The 21,218-nt window shown below is 52.2% G+C and carries 18 protein-coding genes; 10 read left to right on the top strand and 8 right to left on the bottom strand.

Annotation, left to right across the window (positions count from 1 at the left end):
• The first annotated feature begins 389 nt into the window (after positions 1 to 389).
• Complete coding sequence (locus ACL2XJ_RS23015) at positions 390 to 740, top strand: hypothetical protein (RefSeq protein ID WP_413724593.1); 351 nt, start codon at positions 390 to 392, stop codon at positions 738 to 740.
• 13 nt (positions 741 to 753) lie between these two features.
• Here the strand turns inward: ACL2XJ_RS23015 and ACL2XJ_RS23010 are convergent, their stop codons facing one another.
• Together ACL2XJ_RS23010 and dsbB are read right to left on the bottom strand one after the other, a co-directional pair.
• Positions 754 to 1,845, bottom strand: a complete 1,092-nt coding sequence (locus tag ACL2XJ_RS23010) for an acyltransferase family protein (protein ID WP_413724592.1) — start codon at positions 1,843 to 1,845, stop codon at positions 754 to 756.
• A gap of 205 nt (positions 1,846 to 2,050) precedes the next feature.
• Positions 2,051 to 2,581, bottom strand: coding sequence for a disulfide bond formation protein DsbB (gene dsbB, locus ACL2XJ_RS23005; protein ID WP_132921350.1), 531 nt, complete (start codon positions 2,579 to 2,581; stop codon positions 2,051 to 2,053).
• A gap of 372 nt (positions 2,582 to 2,953) precedes the next feature.
• Here dsbB and fadR point away from each other — a divergent pair, with 372 nt between their 5' ends.
• Positions 2,954 to 3,673: a fatty acid metabolism transcriptional regulator FadR gene (fadR, locus tag ACL2XJ_RS23000; protein ID WP_132921351.1), complete on the top strand. Its 720-nt coding sequence runs from the start codon at positions 2,954 to 2,956 to the stop codon at positions 3,671 to 3,673.
• A 72-nt stretch (positions 3,674 to 3,745) separates the two neighbouring features.
• Here the strand turns inward: fadR and ACL2XJ_RS22995 are convergent, their stop codons facing one another.
• The gene (locus tag ACL2XJ_RS22995; RefSeq protein ID WP_413724591.1) at positions 3,746 to 5,281 is read right to left on the bottom strand and encodes a SpoVR family protein; all 1,536 of its coding nucleotides are present in this window, start codon (positions 5,279 to 5,281) and stop codon (positions 3,746 to 3,748) included.
• Between the two features lie 313 nt (positions 5,282 to 5,594).
• Between ACL2XJ_RS22995 and ACL2XJ_RS22990 the strand changes: the two genes are divergently transcribed.
• Both ACL2XJ_RS22990 and ACL2XJ_RS22985 read left to right on the top strand, forming a co-directional pair.
• Positions 5,595 to 6,881: a D-amino acid dehydrogenase gene (locus ACL2XJ_RS22990; RefSeq protein WP_413724590.1), complete on the top strand. Its 1,287-nt coding sequence runs from the start codon at positions 5,595 to 5,597 to the stop codon at positions 6,879 to 6,881.
• Between the two features lie 109 nt (positions 6,882 to 6,990).
• On the top strand, positions 6,991 to 7,425 hold the full coding sequence (locus ACL2XJ_RS22985) for a MarR family winged helix-turn-helix transcriptional regulator (RefSeq protein ID WP_132921354.1): 435 nt from the start codon (positions 6,991 to 6,993) through the stop codon (positions 7,423 to 7,425).
• A 2-nt stretch (positions 7,426 to 7,427) separates the two neighbouring features.
• Here the strand turns inward: ACL2XJ_RS22985 and ACL2XJ_RS22980 are convergent, their stop codons facing one another.
• Positions 7,428 to 9,155: a potassium/proton antiporter gene (locus tag ACL2XJ_RS22980; RefSeq protein WP_203521247.1), complete on the bottom strand. Its 1,728-nt coding sequence runs from the start codon at positions 9,153 to 9,155 to the stop codon at positions 7,428 to 7,430.
• Positions 9,156 to 9,632: 477 nt separating this feature from the next.
• On the opposite strand from ACL2XJ_RS22980, the gene ACL2XJ_RS22975 reads away from it, so the two are divergent.
• Positions 9,633 to 11,021 carry a diguanylate cyclase gene (locus ACL2XJ_RS22975; RefSeq protein WP_413724589.1) on the top strand — a complete coding sequence of 463 codons (1,389 nt, stop codon included), beginning with the start codon at positions 9,633 to 9,635 and terminating at the stop codon, positions 11,019 to 11,021.
• 144 nt (positions 11,022 to 11,165) lie between these two features.
• On the opposite strand, the gene ACL2XJ_RS22970 is transcribed toward ACL2XJ_RS22975, so the two are convergent.
• Together ACL2XJ_RS22970 and yeaG are read right to left on the bottom strand one after the other, a co-directional pair.
• Positions 11,166 to 12,440 carry a YeaH/YhbH family protein gene (locus ACL2XJ_RS22970; RefSeq protein WP_132921357.1) on the bottom strand — a complete coding sequence of 425 codons (1,275 nt, stop codon included), beginning with the start codon at positions 12,438 to 12,440 and terminating at the stop codon, positions 11,166 to 11,168.
• Positions 12,441 to 12,476: 36 nt separating this feature from the next.
• Complete coding sequence (yeaG, locus tag ACL2XJ_RS22965; protein ID WP_132921358.1) at positions 12,477 to 14,411, bottom strand: protein kinase YeaG; 1,935 nt, start codon at positions 14,409 to 14,411, stop codon at positions 12,477 to 12,479.
• A gap of 438 nt (positions 14,412 to 14,849) precedes the next feature.
• Between yeaG and ACL2XJ_RS22960 the strand changes: the two genes are divergently transcribed.
• From ACL2XJ_RS22960 to ACL2XJ_RS22950, 3 genes are all read left to right on the top strand, one after another.
• A complete protein-coding gene (locus ACL2XJ_RS22960) occupies positions 14,850 to 15,599 on the top strand; it encodes a MipA/OmpV family protein (RefSeq protein ID WP_413724588.1) in 750 nt (249 codons plus the stop codon).
• Positions 15,600 to 15,696: 97 nt separating this feature from the next.
• The gene (locus ACL2XJ_RS22955; protein WP_132921360.1) at positions 15,697 to 16,545 is read left to right on the top strand and encodes an aldo/keto reductase; all 849 of its coding nucleotides are present in this window, start codon (positions 15,697 to 15,699) and stop codon (positions 16,543 to 16,545) included.
• 203 nt (positions 16,546 to 16,748) lie between these two features.
• Positions 16,749 to 17,885 carry a DUF4765 family protein gene (locus ACL2XJ_RS22950; RefSeq protein WP_413724587.1) on the top strand — a complete coding sequence of 379 codons (1,137 nt, stop codon included), beginning with the start codon at positions 16,749 to 16,751 and terminating at the stop codon, positions 17,883 to 17,885.
• Between the two features lie 125 nt (positions 17,886 to 18,010).
• Here the strand turns inward: ACL2XJ_RS22950 and ACL2XJ_RS22945 are convergent, their stop codons facing one another.
• Together ACL2XJ_RS22945 and gapA are read right to left on the bottom strand one after the other, a co-directional pair.
• Positions 18,011 to 18,886, bottom strand: coding sequence for a D-hexose-6-phosphate mutarotase (locus tag ACL2XJ_RS22945; RefSeq protein WP_413724586.1), 876 nt, complete (start codon positions 18,884 to 18,886; stop codon positions 18,011 to 18,013).
• Positions 18,887 to 18,969: 83 nt separating this feature from the next.
• Entirely contained in the window at positions 18,970 to 19,968 is a 999-nt protein-coding gene (gene gapA / locus ACL2XJ_RS22940) for a glyceraldehyde-3-phosphate dehydrogenase (protein ID WP_165934099.1), read from the bottom strand.
• A 350-nt stretch (positions 19,969 to 20,318) separates the two neighbouring features.
• Here gapA and msrB point away from each other — a divergent pair, with 350 nt between their 5' ends.
• Positions 20,319 to 20,732, top strand: a complete 414-nt coding sequence (gene msrB, locus ACL2XJ_RS22935; protein ID WP_203521251.1) for a peptide-methionine (R)-S-oxide reductase MsrB — start codon at positions 20,319 to 20,321, stop codon at positions 20,730 to 20,732.
• A 74-nt stretch (positions 20,733 to 20,806) separates the two neighbouring features.
• The gene (locus tag ACL2XJ_RS22930) at positions 20,807 to 21,085 is read left to right on the top strand and encodes a YeaC family protein (protein ID WP_132921365.1); all 279 of its coding nucleotides are present in this window, start codon (positions 20,807 to 20,809) and stop codon (positions 21,083 to 21,085) included.
• Positions 21,086 to 21,218: the final 133 nt, after the last annotated feature.

Genomic DNA, 21,218 nt, shown 5'->3' with positions numbered 1-21,218 from the left:
AAGTAATTAACCACAGGGAGTCTAAAAAAAGGTTAAACAGAATGAGCGAATAAATTAAAAACTTATCGGCAGTGAGTAAACTTAAAAGTATTATGGATTGAAATGGAATTTTAGAATTGGATTATTTATTGGCTATCTAATCAAAGCGCTATCACAGCATGTTTAAGATCCGGCAGTGGAAAATATCAAGCGATTCTTTAATAACAGATGGTCTTTATGAACAGCTAAACTTGTAAGTTTAACTTGCAAGTTTAGCGGGTTAGTGACAACCTCGACACTTGTACTGCCACTTTTGGTCGTGGCGGATAGGCGGCCGCGCGATGGGCAGCCAGACCATACACTTGACCGCTTGTTGCGTCATCCCTTGTCGGATCATCGGAGAATGTCTCATGCCCTGGCATCAATATCTTTCCTATTTTTTGGGCGGCATGTTTGTTTCCAATGCCATTCCACACCTTGTCAGCGGCATGATGGGGCGGTCTTTCCAAAGTCCGTTTGCCAGTCCTCCGGGACAAGGGCTGTCTTCATCAACCGTGAATGTGCTGTGGGGAGCAGTCAACATCGCGCTGGGTTACCTTCTCATCTATCAGGTTGGCGATTTCGATCTACGCGTTACGGCGGACGCCGGCATGGCCGGCCTCGGAGCGTTATTGATGGCGATCATCTCCGCGCGGTTGTTCGGGCGGTTTCATGGTGGGGAAGGTTCCGGCAAAACAAATCAATCATCCCGGGGTGAATGATTGAAATAGCCTCTCAAACCAGCGCCTTTTCAGTGCGAACCAGCGACGGGTACTGGAACAGGACGCGGCCGACGCCGCGATTCAGGGCCCACCAGATTGCAATTGCTCCCGCCGCGCATAAGGCCGTGGCCGCCAATGGGTAAAATGCCAGCCACAGCTGGGAGAACAGCTTATTATCGAAGGCGTGATAGCGCACCAGCGCTCCCAGCGCCGGCACGGCCATCAGTTCGGTGAGCAATTTATGCAGTACATAAATCTGCAGCGTATTTTTACCTATCCAGTTAAGGGCCCGCAACGGTCCGCTGTGCCACAGCCAATGGCGGTTTACCCACTGACAGCATAATATGGCGACGCAGACCGCCAGCGCGCTGGTAAACAGGCTCTTATCCATCGTCAGCATCCAATGGAAAAGCGCCAATCCGGTAAGCGCCGCCAGCAGCGTCAGGCGGGAACGCCTGTCCGCCAGCAAGGCCACGATACGCGAACCCAGAAAACAGCCGGTAAAGAAGAATATGCCGTTTTGCGCCACGCTTGCCGGACCCCACCAGGGAACCAGGCCCAAGATACAGGCGTAATTCAGCACTGCCCCCAGCCCAAGCAGTAAGACCCAGTGATTCCGCCACAGTTTGCAGATGACAAAATAGAGCGCCAAGGCATACAGATACCAGGGACTGGACATGGCTGCCGCTACGTAGAGTATGAATTGGCCCGCGGAACTTGCATAGGCGGCGTTGTGCGCCATCAGCCGCCAGTCGTCAAAGGCCAGGTCGCGGTTGATTAAACTCACGCACAGCCACTGTACAAGACACCACAACAGATAGAGATAAAACAGGTTAACCGCTTTTTTTGTCAATACCTCATTCCAGGAGCGTACGAGAACGCCGTCCGCGGCCAGCAGACCGGAAATAAAGAAAAAGGCCGGCATGCGCAGAGGTACCAGATAATGGTTAATCCCTACCCAGACTTTGGTAATGAACTGGTGCTGGTTGATCACCGATAGCGACGGGATATAGCTGGTGGTGATGATATGGTTTAATACCACCAGCAAGATGCAGACGCCTTTCAGAGAATTAATCCATTGGATTTTTTTGGCAGAGGCAGGCATGCAAAACTCCCCGTCGACGGTGATGTTGAGCGAACTTAAAACGGAGGGTAGCGGGAAGAGGAGGGGGGATCAAAGTGAAATCGGGGTTTTAACGGCGATTTCACTTTTCATTTATTACGGGTATTACAGGCCGCATGCCGGCTCGATAACCCGGAAAAGCTTTACGCGGCCTCGGGAGAAAGGGCCCCTGCGGGTCCTTTAGCCTTTAACGGTTGAACAGGTCGCGTTTTTTCGGGCGGAAAAATTGAGCAATCAGCACCAGGATGCCTACCAGCAAATAGGCGCCGAAGATCACGATCATCCATTGCGGCATTTCCAGCGACATGAAATGCCATTGGCGGACGGCGCAATCGCCCGTGGCGCTGAAAATCGACGGCAGCCATTTGTCCAGGGGCAGCCACGAGGGGAAACTGACAAAAAAATCGCAGGTGACGAACGGTGAGGGGTTCAACTGGATATCAGTATGCTTCATAGCCAGTTTCAAGCCTTCCCAAGCGCTGTACAACCAGATAATCAATGCACCGTAGCGTAACGGCGTGGCCGGCGCTATGGCGCCGATGATCCCCGCCCCCATGACGCCATAAAGAGCAACCCTTTGATAAATGCATAACACACAGGGTTTTAATAACATCACATGCTGAAAATAAAGCGCCACCAGCTCCAACGCCAGGGCAGTAAGCACCATCAATATCCAGGCGCCACGACCTCGCGAGCAGCGGTTGAGAAATTGCAACATATATTATTATCCAGGCCAGTTGCTTGTAAACACGCAGTTTAAATCAATTAATGACAGATGCCAGCCTCTTTTTTAAGTAAAGTACGATTCGTTCTCCAGCTTGTTTCGTTTTCATTGAAACTCTTGTCATTAAGAATTCATCTTAAGTGATATTTTTGCGAGGTCTCTTAACGTAATCTGAAGCTGATACAGGTATTATGTTTAAAGAAAACATTATCAAAATTAATCATAAGGTGACAAATATGCCTCGTTATTGCCATCACCGACAAGGTTTTACCTTAAGTCCCTTTATCTCCCTATATCAGCTTGACGCTATCTGCTATGATTAGCCCGTTTTAGCTTACTTACGCATGCTGCACGGAACATACTATTATGGTTATCAAGGCGCAAAGTCCCGCCGGTTTCGCGGAAGAGTATCTTATTGAAAGCATATGGAATAATCGTTTCCCGCCGGGATCCATCCTGCCCGCGGAACGAGAACTTTCAGATGTGATTGGCGTTACGCGGACCACTTTGCGGGAAGTGCTGCAACGGCTGGCCCGGGATGGTTGGCTGACCATCCAGCATGGTAAACCGACCCGGGTAAACAACGTCTGGGAAACCTCGGGCCTGAATATTCTCGAGACGCTGGCCCGCCTCGATCATGACAGTGTTCCGCAGCTCATTGATAATTTATTGTCGGTACGCACCAATATCGCCTCGATATTCATTCGCATGGCGATACGGTTTTATCCCGATAAAGCGCAGCTGGTTCTGGCGCAGGCGGCAAATCTGGAAGATCAGGCCGATGCCTTCACCGAAATGGATTACCGCATTTTTCATGAATTGGCTTTTGCCTCCGGCAATCCGATATACGGCCTGATTTTCAACGGACTGAGGGGGTTATACCTGCGGGTAGGGCGCTATTATTTCTCCAATCCCCAGGCCCGCGAGCTGGCTCGCAATTTTTACACCCGTCTTTCTGCCCTGTGCCGGGAAGGATTATATGATCAGGTTATTGATCTGGTGCGTCATTACGGCAATGAGAGTGGGGCCATCTGGAACAGCATGCAGTCCTCCATACCCCATGATATCGCCGAAGCCGGACGCTGAGCCGGCATCATTCCGAAGAAGGGTGTGAAGGCCGTGACCGACCTTCACCGGGTTTTGGTACGGGATAAGATATCACAAGGGTAAGTTGCGCGCGGGACAACGCTCAATCAATTCCACATTTCCGTCTTCATTAAGCTGTTCCATATACACATCAAAACTCCACAGCCGATGAATATGCTTCATCACTTCGCGACGGTTTTTTGCTAACGGCGCGCGATTTTGCGGCGTATAGCGCAGAGTCAGCGAGCGGTCGCCGCGCAAATCCACATTCCAGACCTGAATATCCGGTTCGAGATTGCTTAAATTGTACTGGGAAGAGAGTTCCTGCCGTACCGCCCGGTAGCCGTCTTCATTGTGGATGGCGGCAATTTCCAGGTAATTGTTATGATCGTCATCCAACACGGTAAACAGACGGAAATCCCGCATGATTTTCGGCGACAGGAATTGGCTGATAAAACTTTCATCCTTGAAGTTATGCATGGCGAAATGCAGGGTTTCCAGCCAGTCGCTGCCGGCGATATCCGGGAACCAGCGGCGATCTTCTTCCGTCGGCGACTGGCAGATACGCTTGATGTCCTGGAACATGGCAAATCCCAGTGCGTACGGGTTGATGCCGCTGTAATAGGGACTGTTGTACGGCGGTTGATACACCACGTTGGTGTGGCTGTGAAGGAACTCCAACATGAACCGGTCGGTCACCTTTTTCTCATCGTAGAGGTGGTTGAGAATGGTGTAGTGCCAGAATGTGGCCCAACCCTCATTCATGACCTGGGTCTGTTTTTGCGGATAAAAGTATTGGCTGACTTTACGGACGATACGCAAAATTTCCCGCTGCCAAGGTTCCAGCAAGGGGGCGTTTTTCTCCATGAAATACAGCAGGTTTTCCTGCGGCTCATGGGGATAGCGGCTGGCTTCGGCGGGAGACTCCTCTTTATCCCGGCGGGGCAGGGTTCGCCAAAGATCGTTGACCTGGCTTTGCAAATAGGCTTCTCGGCTTTCCTGCCGGGATTTCTCTTCCTCCAGGGAAATTTTCTGCGGCCGTTTGTAACGATCCACGCCGTGGTTCATTAAGGCATGGCAGGAATCCAGCAGCTGTTCCACCTGTTCGACGCCGTATCGCTCTTCACATTTAGTGATGTAATTACGGGCGAAAATCAGGTAATCCACAATGGAACTGGCGTCGGTCCAGCTGCGGAACAAATAATTATTTTTAAAGAAGGAATTATGGCCGTAACAGGCATGGGCAATCACCAGCGCCTGCATGGTCATGGTATTCTCTTCCATCAAATAGGCGATGCAGGGGTTGGAATTAATGACAATTTCATATGCCAGCCCTTGCTGACCCTGTTTGTAACGTTGTTCCGTTTCGATAAATTTCTTGCCGAATGACCAATGGGTATAATTAATCGGCATACCGACACTGGAGTAAGCATCCATCATTTGTTCCGAGGTAATGACTTCTATCTGATGGGGATACGTATCCAGCCGATAGAGTTTAGCCACCCGGTCAATCTCGTCCAAATACTCCTGTAATAGCTCAAATGTCCAGTCGGGTCCATCGCTAAGACAAGTGGAATCCTTTAAACGTTCATCAATGGAAATCGTCATCAGCGCACCTCATCGTTACAGACAGTACATCATCATGCTGGCTTATTATTAATCCTAGTGCAAGATGAAATTTACGCGGTGCCTGACACAGTATTAGCATGCAAATAATTGCGATTTTTTTGTATGCATTTCAGAGCACAACCGGACGGTATTGAATATCCCGATTTAGTCCTTGAAATGGCATTGCCGCTGAGTATCTAATGAATTGTGAACCAGCGCATGGTTTTGACGGCCTGCGGGACGCGGCCTGGACCGGGGCTTATCTTTCTATTGCGACTCTTCTGCTGTTGAATTCGAAAAGGGACACTTGACAATGCGGGTTATCATTTTAGGAAGCGGTGTGATCGGCGTCGCCAGCGCCTGGTATCTTGCCCGTGCGGGGCATGACGTTATGGTGCTTGAAAGACAGCCCGGTTCGGCGCTGGAAACCAGCGCCGGCAACGCCGGCCAGATTTCTCCCGGTTATGCCGCGCCCTGGGCCGCGCCCGGTGTACCGTTGAAGGCGATAAAATGGATGTTCCAGCGCCATGCTCCCCTGGCCATACGCCTTAACGGCACCCATCATCAGCTCCACTGGATGTGGCAAATGCTGCGCAACTGCGATAGCCGCCATTATTATATTAATAAAAGCCGGATGGTGCGCTTGGCGGAATACAGCCGCGATTGCCTGAAAGCCCTGCGCACCGACACCGGCATCCAATACGAAGGCCGCCAGGGCGGAACGCTGCAAATTTTTCGTACCGAACAGCAATTTGCCAGCGCTGCCAAGGATATCGCGGTGCTGCGCGACGAAGGGGTACCGTTCGAATTGTTGGAATCCCGGCAGTTGGCCGCCGTTGAACCCGCCTTGGCCGGCGTAGCGCACAAGCTGACCGGCGGCCTGCGGCTGCCCAATGATGAAACCGGCGATTGTCAGTTGTTCACGCAGCGCCTGGCAAAAATGGCGGCGGAGCTGGGTGTGGAATTCCGCTACGGCTGCGATATTACCGGCCTGCTTAGCTCCGGCGGCAGGATAATCGGCGTCAAGTGCGGCGGCGAGGTAATGCAGGGGGATGCCTATGTCATGGCGCTGGGTTCATACTCCACCGCCATGCTGCGCCATATCCTGTCTATTCCCGTTTATCCCCTGAAAGGCTATTCCCTGACCATTCCCCTGGCGGATGAACGGGCCGCTCCGGTGTCTACGGTCTTGGATGAGAGCTATAAAATCGCCATTACCCGTTTCGATAAGCGGATCCGGGTGGGAGGCATGGCTGAGATAGTCGGGTTCAACACCGAGTTGGCCAAGGCGCGGCGGGATACGCTGGAAATGGTGGTGCGGGATTTGTTCCCCGGCGGCGGACATATACAGCAGGCGACCTTTTGGACCGGATTGCGGCCGATGACCCCCGACGGAACGCCGATTGTCGGCAAAACCCCGTTCGCTAATCTTTACCTGAACACCGGCCACGGCACTCTCGGCTGGACCATGGCCTGCGGTTCGGGGCGTTTGCTGGCGGATATCATCAGCGGCCGGACGCCCGATATTCCCTACGACGATCTCTCCGTTGCGCGTTACATCGAAGGTTTCCGGCCCGGCGTCGAGCCTACCATGGCTTGAGTCGTTGCGGACCGGGGGGCTCTGTATGGTATGTACCCACTGGCCAATGGTCATGCCGGTGAAAATGTGTTAATTTTTGTCATATTATGACTAAATTTATTTTCTGCTGATGAATACTGAATACAAAAATTTCTCAAGGTTATTACATCTTACCTCCCGTGCGCTGCGGATGGCCATTGATCGCCGCCTGAAATATCTCGGCTTAAGCCAGGCGAGCTGGGTGGCGGTGGCCGCCATCGCCGGCGCGCAAACGCCCTTGTCTCAAAGCGAACTGGCGCAATTTCTTGGCGTGGAGGGGGCTACTATTGTTACCATGGTGGACCGGCTGGTGAAAACCGGCCTGGTACAGCGCGTGCCTACGCTCGCCGACCGGCGAAAAAAATTACTGGTGGTGACGGCGGACGGCAAGGCGTTATATGAAAAGGTCCGCAGCGAAGCGGATGCGCTGGGGGAAGAGATCCTGGACAAGGTGGCGGAGTCGGATTTGCAGGTGGCGATGCGCGTGCTGGCTGAAGTCTACGCCGCAACGGAATCCCTTTCCTGAGATTATTGTTCCTCGATTATCTTTATACCGATTTTATTGACCCGCTGGTCCTCTTTCTCCGCGATGGTCCACACCAGCCCTTCAGAAACGGCATTATCCCCCACTACCGGTTCGCCGCCGCCAAGCAGGCCCAGAACAAACTCGCCGAGGGTGAGATCCTGTTCATATTTTTCATCAAAGTCCAAGCCGTATATGGCCGCCACATCGGTGAGTTTTGCATCGGCTTCCAGAATGAAATCCCCAAAAAACCGCTGATCCAGCGCCACCGGCGGCGACTGGCTGAACAGCCGGCCCAGCGCGGGCAAATCACGTTCGCGGCCGATGACACACAGCACATCTCCTTCTTTAAGACGGGTATTGCCGGTGGGATGCAGCAGCACATTATCGCGAAAAAGCGCTGCGATACGGGTGTTTTTCGGCATTTTCATATCCCGCAATGCCGCGCCGACGCACCAGTTTTCACTGCCTAACTTATAAATAAACTGCTCCCAGGGGTTTTCGGGATGGATATCCATCCCGACGCGATTGATGGGGGAGGCGGTGGGGGGCACCACTACCTTGGCCAGTTTGGCGGCATAGCCCAAGGACGTACCCTGCAGCAGCAGCGAAATCAACACGATAAAGAACGCGACGTTAAAGAACAGTTTGGCGTTGTCCAGGCCCGCCATCATGGGGAAGACCGCCAGGATGATGGGAACCGCGCCACGCAGGCCGACCCAGGACAAAAAGACACGTTCCCGGGTCGTGAAATTACGAAACGGCAACAGACCCACCAGGATGGATAGCGGCCGGGCCACCAGCATCAGCCACAGCGACAGCAGTAACGCCGGAATGGCGATAACCCATAAATCACTTGGGGTCACCAGCAGTCCCAGCACGAGGAACATGCATATCTGGCTGAGCCAAGCCATGCCGTCAAAGGTTTGCAAAATACCGTGACGGCTGCGTATCGGCCGGTTTCCCAACAAAAAACCGCACAGATATACGGCCAGGATGCCGCTGCCCTCCAGGGCGGTGGTGAGGGCAAAGATCATGATGCCGCCGCTCACCGCCAGCAGGGGATAAAGCCCTCCCGCCAGGGAAATGCGGTTGATGGTTTGCAGCAGCAGCCAGCCGCCGCCGAGACCGAACAATACTCCCAGTCCAAATTGCTGGATGAGGTGCAGTACGAACATCCAGCTCAGATGAGTCTGTCCCTGCTGAATCATCGCAATCAGGGTAATGGTAAGAAAGACCGCCATCGGGTCATTGCTGCCGGATTCAATCTCAAGGGTTGAGCTGACGCGTTCATTGAGGCCTTTATTGCCCAGCAGCGAAAACACCGCCGCCGCATCCGTCGAACCGACGATGGCCCCTATCAATAGCCCTTCGATAAGATTGAGCTTGAACAGCCAGGCGGCGACCATGCCGGTCAAGCCGGCGGTGATGATGACCCCCACCGTGGCCAACGACAGGGCGGGCCACAGAGCCACGCGAAAAGACGTGGCGCGTGTGCGCATGCCGCCGTCCAATAAAATCACCGCCAGCGCCAGGTTACTGATCAAATAGGCCACCGGGTAATTGTCGAAGCCGATGCCGCCGATGCCGTCCACCCCCGCCAGCATGCCAATGGCGAGAAATATGACCAAGATGGGTATACCCAGACGCGAGGAGAACGAACTCAGCAATATACTGCCGCCCACCAGCAGAGAGCCGATAATAAATAAATTGATTATGGTGCCGCTATCCAATCGTCGCTCTCCTTTTTTTATAATAGTCAGTCTTTATAATAATTATCGAACCCTCTTCTTGTGAAGAGAATAGCAGGCAGATCCGCCAACACTGACACGAAACCCTGTTTTTAGCCATCAGTGGCAAAATGAGAGGGATATTGCCCTTTTTCCCGTTGAATCTGCTTTCCCGCGTCGACGTGCCATAGTTGTGGAGGGAGTAAACCTGCGTCAAGCCGCTTTCAATGCCGGCTTGAAAACCGGCTCTTTTTAACGTTATCACAAAAGTCGTTGAGGATGAAAGGGCTGCTTTTGGCCATTTAGCGTATTTCCGGCCGCATAACCCCTGAAAATCATAACCTGTTGTGCTGTAAATTATGTTTTTGTCGTGGTAAACCGTCGAAAGTGCGGGCGGTCCTCATCATTGATGGCTTCAGCCGTTCTTCAATTATGCTATTATAGAACAACGAAAATTATTAGTCTTAAAATTGACTGCCAATGAAAATAAACGGGCAATATTACGATGCGCTGATTATGAGCGAGTGGCATGACTTGATTGACATCACCGGTGCTGCCGCCCACTCATTATTAAAGTCGCTTTCCGACGACGATATTAGTCTGCTGGTGGATGATTTTTATGCGTACATGCTGGATGACGACGACGCTCGATTGTTTCTTTCCAACCAACTGGTGAAAGATCGTTTGCATGCCACGCTATTGAATTGGATTAGACAGGTTTTAAACAGTTCCACCGCCGACCTGGCGGAACTGATTGCCCAACAGCGTAAAGTGGGGAATATCCACGCCCGCATCGGTATTCCTATTGATTTGGTGGCCCGCGGCGCCCGCAGGGTCAAACAAAGCCTTTACAGCCGGCTGCGGCGGGAAAAGATGGATCCGGCATTATGTTATGACGCCATGCGTTTTTGCTCCCTTGCCATGGATACCGCCATCGAAGTCATGACTACCGCCTATTCCCGAACCCATGAAAGCACCACCAAGGATCAGGAAAATTATCGGTTATTTTCGATCTTGGATAACGTTAACGTTGAGCGCGAACGGCAACTCGCCGCATTGCTGAATTGGGAAAACCGCTTTATCTATAATGTCGCCACCGGCTCCCCCGCCGTCGAAATTCAGGAACTGAAGGAATCGGAATTCGGATTATGGTTCCAGCATAAAGGCAGGCATGTTTTTGCCCAGGTGGATGAAGTATCGGAAATTACCGCGCTATTGGGCAGTACGGATGAATTTATCAAGACCTTTACCCCCGACATGATTGCCATAGCGGAACAACGCTATGTGTTGTTACGAACCGTGCGTAATCGGATCATGAAATTGACATCTCTCCTGTCCTCGTTATTTGAAGAGCTGGCGAAATTCGAAAATGGCAAAGATCCCCTCACGAACCTGCTGAACCGGCGTTTTATCCCCACTATCCTTCGGCGGGAAATAGCCTTGGCCATACGTACCAATACGTCCTTTGTCGTGGCCATGCTGGATATAGATTATTTCAAGAAAATAAACGATAAATACGGGCATGATGCCGGCGATGCGGCATTGAAAAATATCGCCGCGATCCTCTATGAAAGCGTACGCAGCAGCGATTATGTCTTTCGCTACGGCGGGGAGGAATTTATGCTGGTTTTTGTGGAGATAACTGAAAACCAGGCCAATCTGATCATCGATTCGATTCGCGCAAAAATCGCCGGTCGGCCGACGTATCCCACCGCCGGCGAAAAAATCGACCTGACGGTCAGCGTGGGCCTGTGCGTGTTCGACGGGCATCCGGATTATGAACGCCTGATCCGCAGAGCCGACAGCGCACTGTATGAGGCCAAGCAAAACGGCCGCAACCGTGCGGAAACTTATCATCCTAAAGGATGACAGTATTTCCATTCGAGAGGTGCGCCAGGAAACAAAGTGGGAGGGGCCGATGGCAGCCGGCCATGGAGCTTGACGGGGGAAGGGACGCCGTATCCGAAATCAGCCAGAAACCGCCTGCTGTCTGGCTGATTTATGAGTGTGCGGTTATCTTTCGTTTACCTGTTTGTGAAACAATTCACGGAACACCGGATAAATATCTTCCTGATCGCGAATATGCTGCATGGCAAAGTTACTGTACTTGGCTTGCAGGTCTTCATATTCGCGCCACAAGGTTTGATGCGCCCGCCGGGTTATTTCGATATAGCTATAATAACGCACCATTGGCAACAGCCTGTTAGCCAGCAGTTCATGACACAACGGGGAGTCATCCGCCCAGTTATCGCCGTCAGACGCCTGTGCGGCATAAATATTCCATTGTGCCGGGTTGTAACGATCTTTAACCACCTCCTCCATTAATTTCAACGCGCTGGAAACGATGGTGCCGCCGGTTTCCTGGGAATAAAAGAATTCATGTTCATCCACTTCCTTGGCTTGGGTGTGGTGGCGAATATAGACCACATCCACGTTTTTATAGGTCCGGCTGAGAAACAGATACAGCAGAATATAAAAGCGTTTGGCCATGTCCTTGGTGGCCTGGTCCATGGAACCCGAAACGTCCATCAAACAGAACATCACCGCCTGACTGGAAGGCTCGGCCCGGCGTTCAAAATTTTTATAGCGCAAATCAAACGTATCAATGAAAGGCACCCTGGCGATTTTTTGCCTGAGTTCCGCAATTTCCTTATGGATACGCTCCTCTTCCAACAGCTGCACAGGTTCGCTGTTGGCCAGCAGCGCCAGCTCTTCTTCCAGGGCCCGGATGGCGCGCCGTTTACCCGCTGTCATGGCGGTACGCCGTACCAGGGAGTTCTGCAGCGACCTCACCACGCTGATATTGGCCGGAACCCCGGTAGAGGTATAGCCGGAGCGGTGGGTTTTGAACTCATTAAGCTGCTTGTGCTGGTTTTTCTGCAGATTGGGCAACGCCAAATCTTCGAACAGCAGGTCAAGGTATTCGTCTTTCGAGATCTGAAAGACGAATTCATCCTGCCCCTCGCCGTCCTGGCTGGCGTTCCCCTGTCCGCTGCCGCCACCCCCGCCTCCCGGCGGGCGCTCTATACGGTCATTCTGGACAAAGTGATCATTGCCGGGATGCACGCGGTGACGCATGCCCCCTCGTCCCTGATGGAAAAAAGGCTCATTGATGTCAGTGTTGGGAATCGATACCGATTCCCCGCTCTCTACATCGGTAACCGAACGCTTGTTGATGGCCCCGGCAATCGACTGTTTGATTTGTGACTTATAGCGGCGCAAAAAGCGTTGGCGGTTAACCATGCTTTTGTTTTTGCCGTTAAGTCGTCGGTCAATAAAGTAGGCCATATATCTCCTCCGGACGACAGCGTCTTAGCGCCGCGTTTAAGACGATTTCCTTACCCGCAGATACCATTCGCACAACAGGCGCACCTGTTTGCGGGTGTAGCCTTTCTCCATCATGCGATCCACAAAGTCGTCGTGTTTTTTCTGCTCATCTGTAGATGTTTTCGCATTAAATGAAATAACAGGCAACAACTCTTCGGTGTTTGAGAACATTTTTTTCTCAATCACGGTACGGAGCTTTTCATAACTGGTCCAATTCGGATTCCGTCCGCTATTGTTGGCGCGAGCGCGAAGGACAAAGTTAACGATTTCATTACGGAAATCTTTAGGATTGCTAATCCCGGCGGGCTTTTCAATTTTTTCCAGTTCGGCATTCAATGCTTCCCTATCGAATAATTGGCCAGTATCGGGATCGCGGTATTCTTGATCCTGAATCCAGAAGTCCGCATAAGAAACGTAGCGATCAAATATATTCTGTCCGTACTCGGAATAAGATTCCAGATAAGCGGTTTGTATCTCCTTGCCGATGAATTCGGCATATTTGGGGATAAGGTACCCTTTCAAATGTTCGAGATATTTTTCAGCAATATCTTGGGGGAACTGTTCACGCTCAATTTGCTGTTCAAGAATATAGAATAAGTGTACCGGGTTAGCGGCAACTTCGCCGTGATCAAAATTGAATACCCTGGAGAGGATTTTAAAGGCGAAACGCGTTGATAATCCGTTCATGCCTTCATCCACACCCGCGTAGTCGCGGTATTCCTGGTAGGATTTTGCTTTCGGGTCGGTATCTTTCAGGCTTTCGCCGTCATATATCCGCATTTTGGAATAAATGCTGGAGTTTTCCGGTTCCTTCAAGCGCGACAGAATCGAAAAACGCGCTAATGTCTCAAGCGTGCCGGGCGCGCAGGGTGATTCCGCCAGTTCACTGTTGCTGATAAGTTTTTCATAAATCTTGATTTCCTGCGATACCCGCAGGCAATAAGGCACCTTGACGATATAAACACGGTCGAGGAAGGCCTCATTGTTCTTATTATTGCGGAATTGTACCCATTCCGATTCATTGGAATGCGCCAGGATGATACCGTTGAACGGCAGGGCGGCAATGCCCTCGGTGCCGTTATAGTTGCCTTCCTGGGTGGCGGTCAGCAACGGATGCAGCACCTTGATGGGGGCCTTGAACATTTCCACGAATTCCATGATGCCCTGGTTGGCCCGGCACAGTGCGCCGGAATAACCGTAGGCGTCGGGATCGTTCTGGGCATGGTCTTCCAGTTTGCGGATATCCACCTTGCCCACCAGAGCGGAAATGTCCTGATTGTTTTCATCGCCGGGTTCGGTTTTGGCGATGGCGATCTGCTCAAGGATAGACGGCCATACCTTTACTACCCTGAAGCGGGTGATATCGCCGCCGAAGTCGTGCAGGCGCTTGGCCGCCCAAGGCGACATGATGGTGCCGAGATAACGGTGGGGGATGCCATAATCCTTTTCCAGGATATTGGCGTCTTCCAGCGGGTTGAACAGGCAGAGCGGATGATCGTTCACCGGGCTGCGTTCGCCGTTGGCGCTCAGTATATAAATAGGCACACGCTGCATCAATGACTTCAAGCGTTCCGCCAGGGAGGATTTACCGCCCCCCACCGGGCCGAGGAGGTACAGAATCTGTTTCTTTTCTTCCAGCCCTTGAGCGGCATGTTTCAGATACGAGACAATTTGCTCAATGGCTTCCTCCATGCCGTAAAATTCTTCGAAGGCAGGGTAGCGTGCGATAACGCGGTTGGAAAATAGCCGGGAGAGAGGCGGTTCCTGAGCGGTGTCAACCATAACTGGCTCACCGATTGCCATTAAAAGCCTCTCAGCCGCATTGGCGAACGCGCTGCGATCCTGGCGGCAGATAGCCAGGAATTCCTGCAAGGTGAACTCTTCGTCCTTGGCAGCTTCGTAGCGCTGACGATACTGGTCAAATATGTTCATGGCGATGCCCGTCCTTCGTTATTAGCACAGGTTAAAAAGGAGCTAAATTGGTATTTTGCGGCTCCTGAAAAAAAAGATCCCTTCTGAGTACAGCAACCACTATGCCAACTTGTAGCCGCTTTGCCGTAACCGCTCTCAGGTAAAATCTTTCTCTAAGATAAAGTTTAGTTGGCATCTTGGAAATGTCATTTAAGTGTTAACGCTTTTTTTAAGATATATCAATGACTCAGTTGCCGAAATATCTATCAGATCCCATTGTGGCGCGGTCTGTGAGGCTGTCAACAGATTCCGTTATAGTTTATAGAAAATTAGGATATAATTTAGATGTTAATTGTTCGTTTCTGTAAATAACCGACAATGACCAAGGCTTTACTTTACACTTCTAATTTAGATTGGTTGTAGCCGTTGTGCTTTTTTACATTAAGGGAAACTGACATCGTGAAAAGTAACACGTTTAAAATAGGGGCTATAGCCGCTGCGGTGGCGCTCTATGTGCCGACTGCCTTAGCCGGCACGTGGTCTTTGGGCGCTTCGGCGCTCTATTCTACCTCTCCGTATAAAGGGGAAGATGGAAAAATCTTTCCCTTTCCTCTTATCAATTACGACGGCGACAGCGTCTACCTGCAAGGGCTCAGCGCCGGTTATTACCTGTGGAAAGATCAACAAAATCAATTATCATTAGCCGTAGCCTATTCCCCCTTCCGTTTCAAGCCTGGCGATGACGATTACGGCTATATGAAACAGCTGGATAAACGCCGTTCCACCGCTATGGCCGGATTACGCTACCGATTCAACGCCAGTTGGGGAATTATCCGCACCGAATACCTCGGTGATATCCTTAATGAAAGCAATGGCTTTACCGCTGATTTAGCCTATCTCTACCCGTTTACCTTTGACAGGCTGACGCTCTTGCCGGGTATTGGAGCTGCCTGGGCCAGCGGCAAGCAAAACGATTATTACTTCGGCGTCAGCCCGCATGAGTCCCGGCGCAGCGGCTTAAACGAATACCAGGCCGATGACGGCTGGTCCCCTTACCTGGAAATGACTGCTGTCTACGCCTTGACTGATAACTGGCGCGCCTCGCTGGTGGCCCGGTATGCGCGCTTGAATGGCGAAGTTAAAGATAGTCCGATGGTAAACGCCAATTCCACAACCACAGTGGGGGTCGGATTGACCTATCGCTTCTAATATAGTGCAGACCTTGCACCATTATAAAGCGTTTAAAGTTTATTGCATCAAAAGAGTGCGATTACCGTGATTCATGAGAACAGGAGGGCCTATAACCATGAAACAGGTGATTTTTCCCGACGGATATTCCGTGCCCGCCATTGGCCAAGGCACGTGGTATATGGGGGAACGGTCCGGCAATATGGCGCAGGAAGCGCGCGCGATACAATTTGGTCTCGATCATGGACTGACATTAATTGATACCGCCGAGATGTATGCCGACGGCGGGGCGGAGAGAGTAGTGGCCCAAGCCATTCGCGGCAGGCGGGACGAGGTCTTTCTGGTGTCCAAGGTCTACCCGCAGAACGCCGGGGGGCAGAAAGCCGTCACCGCCTGTGAAAACAGCCTGCGCCGCCTGCAAACCGATGTTATCGATCTTTATTTATTGCACTGGCGAGGGAATATACCCCTGGCCGATACCATAACCGCCATGGAACATTTACAGCAGGCGGGAAAAATCAAACGCTGGGGTGTCTCCAACCTGGATTTGTCGGATATGCGGGAACTGTGGTCGTTGCCCGGCGGAACCGCCTGCATGACCGATCAGGTTTTATACCACCTCGCTTCCCGGGGCATCGAATATGACCTGCTGCCCTGGTGTCAGCAAAAGTCACTGCCGGTAATGGCCTATTGCCCCCTGGCGCAGGCCGGGAAACTGCGTAACGGTCTAATGGATAGCCCGGCGGTATTGTCCGTTGCCCAGGAACTGGAGGTAACGGTTGCACAGGTATTGCTGGCATGGGTGATACGTCAACCCGGAGTGATTGCCATACCCAAAGCCGGCAGCGAGGCCCACGTTCAGGAAAATGCCGGGGCGCTGGGCATAGAATTAAGCCCCCGCCAGCTACAGGCGCTGGATGAAGCTTTTCCGGCGCCCAAGCGAAAAACACATCTCGATATCGTTTGATCCTCTGTCGCGCCAGCTCCTGCGCGCCGCGGGCGTCACCATCGACCTCAATCCGCCGCGCGGTCCCGCGCGGCGCTGACGCTTTGTTCCTGCCCTTTGATGAAATATTTAATTAACGGAAAATCAAACGCAACTTACAGCATTAAACGCTAAGGTAACAGGATAAGAACTGGGTGCCGAACAAGGATGAAAAACGGTGAGATATGCTTTCAATTTTGAATGGTCTGTCCTCTTACAGTCCCCGTACCGTCCAGCTTCCATCGGGTATTCCTTCTTGGGATACCGAAGCGTACGCAAGAGCGATGGCAAGGCGCTATCCAAAAGATGAAGTACTTGATCTGCAGGCGCGCAATCCCTCGGACCTGCGGCGTCAATTGGATCTCATTGCACGGGGAGAAGAGCGGATCATCGCTTCTCTCGCCCTCTATGATAAATTTTTTTTACCTGCGGAGCCGGTAATAGAAACCTGGGTGAAAGAGCCGTTAATGGAAATATACCGGCTCAGCCGGACGTTTCGGCGGCTTTTTAATCATTGGAAAGTTGTTCTGGAGAAGGGGGGCGCCCCCGAGCGCTGGCAATTATTGCTTCAAGAAGGCATTACGCCCTCATTTCAGGGCCTGCCAAAGGCGGAGTTCGTCTTTATGCGGGGCGGTAGCGGACGCCAGCAAACATGTTATCCGGTTAAAGGGCTCGATGTGTCCAATGCGCTGCAGATCCTGCTGTCTCAAATGGTCTGGGCGCTCCTGCAAAATTTCAACGCCAACGAGGTTGAGTGCTGGGCCGGCGCGGCGGAATATACTAACCTGATCATGCGGGAAACGGCATGGCCCTTCCCCTCTCTGATGCGTTATATGCCATTGCTGGTGGTCTCGCATTGTATCTCCCCCGCTGCCAGTGTTGAAACTCCGCCGGCGGTCACGTTCTCGACTAAATTGTATGCGAAGGATCATTTCGGTAAAAGGGACATCACAAACAAAGTCCTGCGTTGGAGCGCTCTAACGGGAAAGGGTGCTTTGCCACGGGGTGAAATGGCCCGCTTCGCCAAAGACGAGGGAGTGGCTTACCGGGAGCTGAGTCGGTACATCGGGGCAACCGGACGGCTGACGAATCGTGGCAACAGGCTGATGGCGCAGGCCGCCGCCCCAATGGATGAAAAACTGTTGGCGTCGAACGTACGTGCCTGGGCGGGTATGTCCGAAGAGCTGCGCTGGGCCTCCGGCGGACAGAAAGGGTATGTCAAAACACGAGGCCTGACCCTTTATCGCTGGCGGCATTATGTAGACAAAAACGGGAACCTGACAAAACGGGGACACCTATTGTTGGCGCGGGCGGCGGGGTAATTCAGCCATGAAGCGCAGCCTGGTTGCAATGATTATTTCCCACTGCAACCAGTGCCTTATTCAGCTTGGCGACAGCGTGACGACAGATCCTGCACTACGCTTTCCAACGCCATGCCGTCCTGCCATTATGCCTTGCGCAGGCTGATCACCGTGGACAAACGGGCCGGGGCGGAGGCGGTGGCCGTCAGCGGGTCGTTAACGCGCGCGGTCTCGACGCAGACATAGGTTTTATAACCTTCATCGGTAATATCGCCTATTTGCTTCGCTAACGCGGCGCCGGGATTCCAGGCCACCACGTCGCTGTGATTGTGGTGGTGAATCTCAATAATCCGTTTAAGCAGCGGATCGTGGATCTGGCTAACCGATTCAGGATGGGTATAAACCCGGTCCACTTCTTCCCCGCTGAACCCCAGCTCGCCTTTTTGCTGCGCGGTGATGCCGTCTTTGACTTTATCTATATAGCTATCGCCTAAGCCGCTGATTTTGACCTGGGTAATGTCGCCGATATTGAAATAGCTGTGCAGGGCAGTGGTGTTTTGGAAATCCCCCTGAGCTTCAAGTTCGACGCTACAGGTCTTGCCAAGGACATATTTTGCCGTCAGGGTAAAGGGTTTCGGCCAATACTGTTCGGTGGCGGTGCTGTCATGCAGCGTCAGGGTTAACGTGACCTGACCCTCGTCTTCGTGATGTTCGCTTAGCTGCCAGGGCAAAATACGCGCAAAGCCGTGATTCGGGCTGGCTACTTTGCCAAACCAGGGCCAGCAGATAGGAATGCCGCCGCGAATGGCCACTCCGTCTTTGAACGCACTGGCTTCACTCAGCCATAAAACCGCTTCCTCGCCGGCGGGTTGCCAGGCGATAAGATGTGCGCCCTGTAACGTGACCGCCGCCCGAACCAGGGGATGATCGATAACGATGACCGGCAGTTGATCCAATTGGCGCAGGCTGACCGATGAAGAAAGCTGTTCTTTAACGGGTAACGCAAAAAGAGTGTCGTACATTTTCGGGCCCTATTGAAATGAGGAAACGGATCAAATAAAAAGGGCGACATCGCTGTCGCCCCCTACATATTTGCTATCGGCAATTATTTCTTGGCGATATGGGAAATCAGATCCAGCACTTTATTGGAGTAACCGGTTTCGTTATCGTACCAGGATATCAGTTTGACAAAGTTCTTGTTCAAAGCAATACCGGCTTTGGCATCAAATACGGAAGTCAGTTTTTCACCGTTGAAATCGGTAGAGACGACGTCATCGGTAGTATAGCCCAGGATGCCTTTCAGTTCGCCTTCGGACGCTTCTTTCATCGCGGCGCAGATTTCTTCATACGTTGCGCTTTTTTCGATGCGAGCGGTCAAATCCACTACGGACACGTTCGGCGTCGGAACACGGAATGACATACCGGTCAGTTTACCGTTCAGCTCAGGGATAACTTTACCCACTGCTTTAGCCGCGCCGGTAGAGGACGGAATAATGTTCTGGGATGCGCCGCGGCCGCCGCGCCAGTCTTTGTGGGACGGGCCGTCAACGGTTTTCTGGGTAGCGGTGGTGGCATGGACCGTAGTCATCAGGGCTTCGACGATGCCGAATTTGTCGTTCAGCACTTTAGCCAGCGGGGCCAGGCAGTTGGTAGTACATGAGGCGTTGGAAACGATATCCTGGCCGTCATAGGACTTGTGGTTGACGCCCATGACGAACATCGGGGTATTGTCCTTGGAAGGACCGGTCAACACCACTTTCTTTGCGCCGGCGGTGATATGCTTGCGAGCGGTTTCGTCGGTGAGGAAGATACCGGTGGCTTCTGCGACTACGTCGACGCCGATTTCGCCCCATTTCAGGTTAGCCGGATCTTTCTCTGCGGTAACACGGATAGTTTTACCGTTAACAACCAGATGGCCATTCTGGACTTCCACGGTGCCGTTGAAACGGCCGTGGGTTGAATCATACTTCAGCATGTAAGCCATGTAGTCAGCATCTAACAGGTCGTTGATTCCGACGATTTCCACATCGTCACGTTCCTGCGCAGCACGGAAAACAATGCGGCCGATACGGCCAAAACCGTTGATACCTACTTTGATAGTCATATATTCCACCAGCTATTTGTTAGTGAATAAAAGGTTGCTTGTAAATTTACAAAAACCTCACGCAGCGTCAAGCGGAATCGTGTCAATAGTTGCTACAAATCAAACCCGACAATACCATTCGAACGTTAATCGTTCGTTCCGCTGCCTGCTCAGCTACGAATAATATGAGGTCGTTCGACCTCAATTAAAACTGCACCTGGCAGTTAAATGTGATGTTCATCACACTTACCGCTCACGTTGTTTCTCGTTCCCTAGTTTAAGCTAAAAATGTCTCCGATGTTGTTAATTATTTGTTATAATGAGCCGGTTTTGACCTGCTTTATTCCATTAACCGTCCGGGAATCGCACTTATGGCTAACGACGAATCGATACGACCGCCTACGGACTCATTGACCGAAATGCAGCGGTATGTCACGCAGCAGCGGGGCACCGAGCCGCCCTACAGCGGTAAATTACTGGAGAACAAGCGGACCGGGCAGTACCATTGCCTGGTGTGCAATGCGCCGCTGTTTTATTCTGCAAGCAAATATGACTCCGGCTGCGGCTGGCCGAGTTTTTATGAGCCGGTAAGCGATACCGCCATCCGCTATCTGGATGACGACTCCCACGGCATGCACCGGGTAGAGATCCGTTGCGGCGCCTGCGATGCCCATTTGGGACATGTTTTCCCTGACGGACCGCAGCCTACCGGTGCCCGCTTTTGCGTGAATTCCGCCTCCCTGCGTTTCAAAGACCAGGACAATGGCGAAGAGATCAGCGGCTGACACTCTGTCATGTTTATCGCTTTAACGATTCAGCTAATTATTCATGTTGCAGATATTCCCCTAAGGAGAAATTCATGGATGTCGACGCGCTAATGGCAACCCTGACCCCGGAAATCTACCAGAGGCTGTTAACGGCGGTGGAGTTGGGAAAATGGCCTGACGGCGTTCGCCTTACCGAAGAACAAAAAGAGCATTGCCTGCAAATAGTCATGCTTTGGCAGGCCAGAAACAATCACCGGCCGGAGCATATGAGCATCGGTACCGACGGCAGCATTGTAATGAAAAGCAAGCGGGAACTGCTGGCGGAATTCACCGGCGAGCCGCCGGAGATTTTTCGAGCCAAGCCGGATTAATGAGGCGCGGGCCTGCTTTTGTATCGGTTCAAGCCGGATAAACGCGGTTAGGGCATGCCTGCATAGATAGCGATTCGGCGCGGGCAGGGACGGGTATCGCAGCGATTCGGCACCGCAGATGTCTACCACCCGG

This window comes from Sodalis sp. RH16, from assembly GCF_047324245.1.
GTDB lineage: Bacteria > Pseudomonadota > Gammaproteobacteria > Enterobacterales > Enterobacteriaceae > Acerihabitans > Acerihabitans ligni.
Note: the sequence above shows the minus strand (reverse complement) of the source record. Positions and strands in the feature narration are given on the sequence as shown.